The following is a 6,939-nucleotide window of genomic DNA, read 5'->3' as shown; positions in this document are numbered from 1 at the left end:
TGGGAAAGTTCCCTATTTTGATTTTGTTGATTATTATTTAATTCTGTTAATTGCTGTAAATTGCTTTGATTCCCACTTTCCATAGAGGTTTCAATTTCTGCAAATCGGGAATTAAAGACTTGTATCTGCTGATTAAGTGATAATAATTCAGTTTTCAATTCAGCAATATTGTTTAAATATTCATCTTTTTCAACATTGGAACTCAAGTTTTCTAGGGAAGTATCTAATTGCTGTAAACGATTATTGACAATTTGAATTTCTTGATTACCTGCGTTAAATTCTGTACTCAATTTTTGGATTGGAATTTGAATTTTCTCGTCAATAATTTGACTAATTTCTTGTTTATCAGCCTCGATTTTTCCCAAAATTTGATTAATTGCGATCTCAATCCTCTGGTCAATAATTTGACTTAATTGTTGTCTCCAAGTTTCGATTTGTTCTAGTCGTTGATTATATGTATTCATGGTTTTATTTAGTTGATCAAATTCTTCATCTGTATTTTGCAAATTTGTCTGTAATTGGTCAAGTGATTGTAATTGGGAATAATTAAACTGAGGACGATTAACTAAATTTAAAGCCACACTTAAACACAAGGGAATCAACCCATAAGCTACTTGTTGCGTCACTGTAGCTACTATTATTCCTAATATGGACAACCCTAAGCATAGATACTCGCTAACTTTTAGCCACTTATGATTATTCATGTTCCCTGGTATTACTTGTCAAGTAGTGATTATAGCAGACACCCAACTTATTTAAGACGTATTTAAAAAGTGAGGGTCTAGATTTTTAGATTTTTACAGGACTTACGCAAAATATCTCTCAAACCCTCATTTCTCTGTGTTCTCTGTGTCTCTGTGGTTCGTTTATTCCGTAACTCTTGCGTAAGTCCTATTTTACTTTTAATCCACTTACAATAATGATAACTGCTCTTTGGGTGGCTTAAAACCCATGTGTTGATAAGCTGCTTTTGTTGCTATTCTACCCCTTTGTGTTCGGCTTAAATAACCTATTTGCATTAGATACGGTTCATAAACTTCTTCAATGGTTTGGGTATCTTCCCCGGTAGTAGCAGCAATGGTTTCTAAACCCACTGGACCACCATTAAAGTTTTCAATAATTACACTGAGCATTTTTCTATCTGTCCAATCCAAGCCACAGGGATCAACTTGAAATAACTGTAATGCTTCTGCTGCAACAGCTTCGTTAATTTCCATCAAGAGTTTTACTTCCGCATAATCACGGACTCTTTTTAAAAGTCTGTTAGCAATTCTTGGTGTTCCCCGCGAACGTTTAGCTATTTCCGTAGCCCCATCTAAACTAACTGCGGTCTGTAATAATTCAGCAGTGCGGAGAACAATCTGAGTTAGTTCTTCAACTTCATAAAAGCGTAGTTTCTGAATTAAGCCAAAGCGATCGCGTAATGGTGAAGTTAAAGCTCCGACGCGAGTTGTCGCCCCTACTAAGGTAAATTTAGATAAAGGTATACTTCTAATTCTGGCGCTAGAACCCTTACCTATGGTAATATCTAGGCGGTAATCTTCCATCGCTGGATACAATATCTCCTCTGTCATCCGGGATAGACGATGAATCTCATCTATAAATAACACATCTCCCGGTTTGAGATTGACCAATAACCCCACAATGTCCCGTGGTCTTTCCAAAGCTGGGGCGCTGGTAATTTTGTAGTTTACTCCCATTTCTGATGCTAAAATCATGGCCATTGTGGTTTTACCTAAACCCGGAGGTCCATACAACAGCAAATGATCCAAGACCTCATTTCTCGACTTAGCTGCTTTAATGGCTATATCCAAAACATCCTTTAAATCCTGTTGTCCTATGTAGTCAGCAAACCGCTGGGGACGTATACTTTCTTCTGGTTTACCTTGTTCATTAATAGCAGCTTCCGACTGTAACAGATTTTCAGCAGCAGGTACTTTAGCTGATTTCTGTGGCTGTTTTACTTCTTTGTTGGGTTCTGGAGGCTGTTTTTTGGAGGAGATAATTGCCATAATTTTCGGTAATTCAGAAGTTCAGAAATCGGGATTTAGCACCGCTAAACCTTTACAGCAGTCAGGATCTAACACCAGTATAGGATATTTACGGTTACTTTCAATCCAGTGACAATGGCAAAAAATATAAATGTTTACATAAACATTTGTATTTACTTTTGTCATAACGACAATTTTTAACGCCAACCTACTTAGTAATTCTGACAATTTTCAGTTTTAACCCGGAACACTAAAACAGTAATTGATAATTATTCAGTCCTATTTTGCAATTACACCCATACCTCCTTGAGTATATTTGAGTCTGGACAAAACCCATTGTATCTTGATCCACTCTTGTCATCTATTCCCCAATTGCCTTTACAATTAAAATTCCTAGCAATTACCAGGAGCAAAAAAGTTATTATGTTGTCTAAAAGAATCTTACCTTGTCTAGATGTCAAAGCTGGCAGAGTTGTCAAAGGAATTAACTTTGTTGATCTCAAGGATGCGGGTGATCCGGTAGAACTGGCCAGGGTTTATAATCAAGCCGGTGCTGATGAGTTAGTATTTCTAGATATTACAGCCACTCATGAAGACAGAAACACGATTATTGATGTGGTTTACCGCACTGCTGAACAGGTCTTCATTCCCCTGACCGTGGGTGGAGGAATTCAAACCTTAGAAAATGTTAAAGATTTATTACGAGCCGGGGCTGACAAGGTTAGTATTAATTCTGCGGCGGTCAGAAACCCAGATTTAATTAATCAAGCCAGCGATCGCTTTGGAAATCAGTGTATTGTTGTAGCTATTGATGCTAGATGCAGACCTGATACCGAGAATCCGGGCTGGGATGTATATGTTCGCGGTGGTAGAGAAAATACTGGTATAGATGCTTTAGAGTGGGCTAAAGAAGTAACAAAAAGGGGGGCTGGAGAATTATTAGTTACAAGTATGGACGCTGATGGTACTCAAGCTGGTTATGATTTGGACTTGACAAAAGCGATCGCTAATGCTGTAGAAATTCCTGTCATTGCTTCTGGTGGCGCTGGAAACTGTGAACACATTCACACTGCTTTAACTCAAGGTAAAGCGGAAGCCGCACTGTTAGCATCATTGTTACATTTCGGACAACTCAGCGTAGCACAAATTAAGAATTATTTGCAAGAACGTAATGTTCCTGTTCGTCTTCCTGCTTGATATCAGATCATAGCGACCAACTACCGCCGTCGAACATCAAACACAGTTTTCTGAAAGAGTGTTAAGATAATGGTACTTCTATGAAGAAATATTAAGAAATATGTTGATTCCTATTTTAATCTTTGATGTGGCGCTTGTAGCATGGTCCCTACACCTGATGGAAAAAGCTTTTGAGCATAAAGAATTTTCTTTCATGTTAGCTGGTATGATAGTGGCATTAGCCGCAGTAGCAATGCTGGTGGTCTATTTTTTAATGGGACACTGTATGAGCTATTTGTTACAAATTTCTTAATTAAAATAGAGGTCAAAATGATTTCGTAGACTAGGAAATGATATATAGATAGTTATCATCAACAGAATTAAGAGTTATCTATAGCCATTAGAGAAATTCAATTGTTATATTAAACTAAATCACTAGTATGTTAAGGATTTAGTAACTGTGCGAGATGATTTACAAGAACTGGATATTAGTCATGACGAACTGCAAAAATTGACTAACTTACCTGTTAATAATAAATTAATAATTATTACCGATATTATTCAGGAATTAAGTAGACAATTGCTAAAAAAAGTTAAAGAAACAGAAAATCCAACCTTAGTTTTTGCAGGACTTTCTATTTGCGCTTTTATATATCTGTTGGTAAAATCATCATTTTGGATACCATTGATTGTATTTACCTTATGGACAGGGGGAAGTATACAAACTATATTGTATTTCCTGTGGAAAGGAAAAAGTAGGTTTCTCAAACAACATCAGACAAATTCTTTACGGATTTTATTAAATGATGTAGAAAGATATAATTCCGTGATTAAAGCTATAGATATTAATGACCAAATCGAGGATGCTGGTAATTTAGGAGTGGGTATTCAAGAAAGAGAAAAAGTATTAGCAGCACTGGAACTAACGAAGAATGATTTAATCCGCGCTTTAAAAACCGAGAGAATTTTGCGAGAGAACAGAACTTTTATTATTACCAATTCCGATTTATTTGTTAATAATTTAGCAGCTTTAGCCTCAATGCAAATTACAGAAGAAGCCACAGAACATGGTAAATTATTAAATGAAGCTTTGCAAATTTCCTTAGATGTGCAACAGGAAATGAAAAAGTTGCAAAATAAGAGTTAAAATCAGAATACAATCATTAGACAATTAATAAATTTTAGCAATGAACTGGCAAGAAATTAGAGGTAATTGGGTCATTATTCCCCGTCACCCCGTAGGGATTATTCACTTTTTAGGTGGTGCATTTGTAGCTACTTTACCACATTTAACCTATCGTTGGTTACTCGAACATCTCGCTGCTCAAGGATATGTAGTGATTGCGACACCTTTCGTGAACACATTGGATCATATAGCGATCGCCAAAAATGTATTAATTAACTTTGAACGCACCCTAGAAAGGTTACAAGAATCAGGAGAAATACGGAAAATTTACCTTCCTACCTATGGAATAGGACATAGTATGGGTTGTAAACTGCATTTACTTATTGGTAGTCTTTTTTCAGTACAACGTGCTGGTAATATTTTAATCTCCTTTAATAACTTTGCTGCGAGTGAAGCTATACCCTTAGTAGAACAGTTAAATTCTCAATTAAATTCCCAATTAGACATTGAATTTACACCTACACCCGCAGAAACTAACCAGATAGTACGCGAAAGTTATCAAATTCGGCGGAATTTATTAATCAGATTTAATAAAGATACTCTAGATCAATCAGCAGACTTAACAAGAATTTTACAAAAACTCTTTCCCAATATGATAACAACACAAACTTTATCAGGAAATCATACCACACCTTTAGGACAAGATATTAAATGGCAACCCGGAACTTCTTTCAGTCCTTTTGATGCTTTAGGACAATGGTTAAAACAAGAAGTTTATCGAGATCTAAATCAACTCAAAGAAGTTATGCTATTTTGGTTAAATCCCCTTTCATGATTCTCATTCAATATCTTCAGCTTGTCAAAGCCATTGATTGGGTTTTACCCCCCTCAAACCCAGCTACAAAAAAGGTAAAGTTATTGTAATTGATATTTATTCAAATTGTGATTATATCCCAGATTATTTGCATATAAATTACATTAAATTTAGGGAAAGTGTAGGGAAAGATTGAAGACTCCTACTCTCTGTACCTCTGCGGGAGACAAATCAAACATATAATTTTAATTATATTCAGTAATATCCAATGTTTGAAATATTAGTAATTGATGATGATCGCTCTGTACAAATATTTCTGAAAAGAATTTTAGAAAAACAAGGTTATGAAGTGATTACTGCTAGTACGGGAGAAGAAGGAATTTTAAAAACCTTAAATTCACCTCCAGCCCTAATTATATGTGATTGGATTATGCCCGGATTGAGTGGTTTAGAAGTGTGCGATCGCGTTAAAAAAGATCCCAGATTATCTACCACATTTTTTATTTTATTAACATCTTTAGATTCAGTCGCTAATCGAGTCAAGGGATTAGATGCTGGTGCTGATGATTTCATCACCAAACCTATTGAACAAAATGAACTACAAGCAAGGGTCAGAGCCGGTTTACGTCTACATCAATTAAGTCAGGATTTACATACCCAAAAGCTACTTTTAGAAACAGAATTAGCCGAGGCCACAGAATATGTAAAATCCCTTTTACCTCTACCTATAAATAACCCTTTGAAGATCGAGTTCAAATTTTTGCCATCCCGGCAACTTGGTGGGGATTGTTTTGACTATAATTGGCTTGATGCTGATTCTTTAGCCATCTATTTATTAGATGCTGCTGGCCATGGACTGAAAGCAACTTTACCCTCTATTTCTGTATTAAATCTATTACGTTCCCGCGCTCTCAAGGATTTAAATTACTATCAACCTAGCCAGGTTTTAGCGGCTTTAAACAATACCTTTCAAATGAATTATCAAAATGATAAATATTTGACGATTTGGTATGGAGTTTATAATCGAGTTAGTCGTCAGTTAACATACTCTAGTGCTGGCCATCCACCAGCAATTATTGTTGCTGGGAACTCTCCTATTAATACAGAAGTAAAAAGATTAAAAACACCGGGAATGCCGGTGGGGATGTTTCCTGAAGCCAAGTATGTTGATGCTTCTTGTTATATCGAAAAATCTAGCATCCTTTATATTTTTAGTGATGGTGCTTATGAAATTACTCAAGCAAATGGTACTCTTTGGAGTTTAGAAGGTTTAATTCAGATTTTCATTAGCTTACAGTATTCTGTTGAGAACCAACTTGATTATATACTGGATTATTTAATTAACTTAAACTCCAAAGAGACGTTTGAGGATGATTTATCTATTCTCCAAGTTAAATTTGATTAATTAACTGGCAGAAACTAAAAGATTTTCAAATGCTTCTTGACTGGGAACAATTGTAAATTTATTATCCATACCAGTTAATTCAAATAGCATCTTCACTTGCTCATTACTCGAACAAATAACCATCTTGATCCCAGCTGCTTCCAACATTTTAAATGTTACCACTAGAGTCCCTAAACCAAAACTATCCATAAAGGTGACACTATGACAATCAATCAATACAATTTTGATGTCACTAGCAATTACCTCTTGAATATTTTTATGAAATTCTGATGAGGTACTAGCATTAAAGTTACCGCTGATTACAATCACTTTTACCTGTTGATTCATAATATCCTAATCTTGATTTAATTTAAGAAGGTTCTGATTGTGATGTTGTCATTATATAATAAATATTAGATTTAGATATTATAAAAAATATCTAGTCTAT

The 6,939-nt window shown here is 35.3% G+C and carries 7 protein-coding genes and 1 pseudogene; 5 read left to right on the top strand and 3 right to left on the bottom strand.

Annotation, left to right across the window (positions count from 1 at the left end):
* Together ACIR131C_RS26105 and ruvB are read right to left on the bottom strand one after the other, a co-directional pair.
* Positions 1-704 (bottom strand): annotated as a pseudogene (locus ACIR131C_RS26105) (WD40 repeat domain-containing protein); the annotation flags it as partial.
* A gap of 207 nt (positions 705-911) precedes the next feature.
* A complete protein-coding gene (gene ruvB, locus ACIR131C_RS0114680; RefSeq protein WP_028090818.1) occupies positions 912-2,012 on the bottom strand; it encodes a Holliday junction branch migration DNA helicase RuvB in 1,101 nt (366 codons plus the stop codon).
* A gap of 402 nt (positions 2,013-2,414) precedes the next feature.
* Here ruvB and hisF point away from each other — a divergent pair, with 402 nt between their 5' ends.
* The 5 genes from hisF (at position 2,415) to ACIR131C_RS0114655 (ending at position 6,512) form a co-directional block, all read left to right on the top strand.
* Positions 2,415-3,188, top strand: coding sequence for an imidazole glycerol phosphate synthase subunit HisF (hisF, locus tag ACIR131C_RS0114675; RefSeq protein WP_028084025.1), 774 nt, complete (start codon positions 2,415-2,417; stop codon positions 3,186-3,188).
* A gap of 100 nt (positions 3,189-3,288) precedes the next feature.
* Positions 3,289-3,480 carry a hypothetical protein gene (locus ACIR131C_RS0114670; protein WP_028084026.1) on the top strand — a complete coding sequence of 64 codons (192 nt, stop codon included), beginning with the start codon at positions 3,289-3,291 and terminating at the stop codon, positions 3,478-3,480.
* A 147-nt stretch (positions 3,481-3,627) separates the two neighbouring features.
* Positions 3,628-4,314 carry a hypothetical protein gene (locus ACIR131C_RS0114665; RefSeq protein WP_028090817.1) on the top strand — a complete coding sequence of 229 codons (687 nt, stop codon included), beginning with the start codon at positions 3,628-3,630 and terminating at the stop codon, positions 4,312-4,314.
* A 40-nt stretch (positions 4,315-4,354) separates the two neighbouring features.
* On the top strand, positions 4,355-5,128 hold the full coding sequence (locus ACIR131C_RS0114660) for a DUF1350 family protein (RefSeq protein WP_028090816.1): 774 nt from the start codon (positions 4,355-4,357) through the stop codon (positions 5,126-5,128).
* A gap of 247 nt (positions 5,129-5,375) precedes the next feature.
* The gene (locus ACIR131C_RS0114655; protein ID WP_028090815.1) at positions 5,376-6,512 is read left to right on the top strand and encodes a PP2C family protein-serine/threonine phosphatase; all 1,137 of its coding nucleotides are present in this window, start codon (positions 5,376-5,378) and stop codon (positions 6,510-6,512) included.
* Here the strand turns inward: ACIR131C_RS0114655 and ACIR131C_RS0114650 are convergent, their stop codons facing one another.
* Positions 6,513-6,839, bottom strand: coding sequence for an STAS domain-containing protein (locus ACIR131C_RS0114650; RefSeq protein WP_028090814.1), 327 nt, complete (start codon positions 6,837-6,839; stop codon positions 6,513-6,515). It abuts the gene before it with no gap.
* Between the last annotated feature and the right edge of the window lie 100 nt (positions 6,840-6,939).

This window comes from Dolichospermum circinale AWQC131C (assembly GCF_000426905.1).
Taxonomy (GTDB): Bacteria; Cyanobacteriota; Cyanobacteriia; order Cyanobacteriales; family Nostocaceae; genus Dolichospermum; species Dolichospermum circinale.
This window is presented reverse-complemented; position numbering and strand designations above follow the sequence as displayed.

What these genes read in the sequence shown, in the direction of transcription:
- ruvB (WP_028090818.1), bottom strand. Translation starts at nt 2,012, where the DNA reads ATGGCAATTATCTCCTCCAAAAAACAGCCTCCAGAACCCAACAAAGAA.
- hisF (WP_028084025.1), top strand. Translation starts at nt 2,415, where the DNA reads ATGTTGTCTAAAAGAATCTTACCTTGTCTAGATGTCAAAGCTGGCAGA.
- ACIR131C_RS0114670 (WP_028084026.1), top strand. Translation starts at nt 3,289, where the DNA reads ATGTTGATTCCTATTTTAATCTTTGATGTGGCGCTTGTAGCATGGTCC.
- ACIR131C_RS0114660 (WP_028090816.1), top strand. Translation starts at nt 4,355, where the DNA reads ATGAACTGGCAAGAAATTAGAGGTAATTGGGTCATTATTCCCCGTCAC.
- ACIR131C_RS0114655 (WP_028090815.1), top strand. Translation starts at nt 5,376, where the DNA reads ATGTTTGAAATATTAGTAATTGATGATGATCGCTCTGTACAAATATTT.
- ACIR131C_RS0114650 (WP_028090814.1), bottom strand. Translation starts at nt 6,839, where the DNA reads ATGAATCAACAGGTAAAAGTGATTGTAATCAGCGGTAACTTTAATGCT.